The following is an 820-nucleotide window of genomic DNA, read 5'->3' as shown; positions in this document are numbered from 1 at the left end:
TTTCGATACGTTGTCGATCGACGCGGACGGCAACACCAATCTGTACGGCCTTCAGGCGCTCGCCGTCGGCGCCATGTTCGAGGGCGGCGACTGCATCATCCGGCGCCGCTATCGCTTCACAGCCGACGGCTTCGCGTTGCCGTTCCAGCTCCAGGTTCTGGAGGCGGAATACCTCGATGATTATAAGACCGGCCCGCTCCCCGGCGGCAACACCGTCATTCAGGGTGTGGAATTCGACCAGATCGGCCGGCGCGTCGCCTACTGGCTGTTCGACCAGCATCCGAGCGGCCTGGCGATGCTGCGCAACTTCCAGTCACGGCGCATCGACGCCAAGGACATCATCCACCTGTTCCGCATCGACCGGCCCGGCCAAGTGCGTGGTGTGCCGTGGCTCGCTCCGGTGATCGTGACGCTGAATGATTTCGCCGAATTCAAGGATGCGCAGCTGGTGCGGCAGAAGATCGCCGCATGCTTCGCGGCCTTCATCCACGATCCCGATTTCGAAGGCGACACGCCGCAGCCTCAGGGCGGCGAAGGCAAGCCCGAGAGAGAGATCGACGAACTCGGCCCAGGCATGATCGAGACGCTGCCGGTCGGCAAGACGGTCAGTTTTTCCGACCCGCCGGAACTCGGCGAGTTCTCGGCTTACAGCGACGCCACCGGCCGCGACATCGCCGTCGGCGTCGGCATCACCTTCGAAAGCCTCACAGGCAATCTGTCGAACGTCAACTTCACATCCGGCCGCATGGGCCGCATCGACATGGATGCCAATGTCGATGCCTGGCGCTGGCTGGTCGTTATCCCGAAGCTTTGCGTTCTG

The 820-nt window shown here is 63.2% G+C and carries 1 protein-coding gene; it reads left to right on the top strand.

Annotation, left to right across the window (positions count from 1 at the left end):
• On the top strand, positions 1-820 hold an 820-nt coding region (locus tag EN750_RS36930), incomplete at both ends, for a phage portal protein (RefSeq protein WP_127399456.1).

It is taken from the genome of Mesorhizobium sp. M7A.F.Ca.ET.027.03.2.1, from assembly GCF_003999175.1.
Taxonomy (GTDB): domain Bacteria; phylum Pseudomonadota; class Alphaproteobacteria; order Rhizobiales; family Rhizobiaceae; genus Mesorhizobium.
Note: the sequence above shows the minus strand (reverse complement) of the source record. Positions and strands in the feature narration are given on the sequence as shown.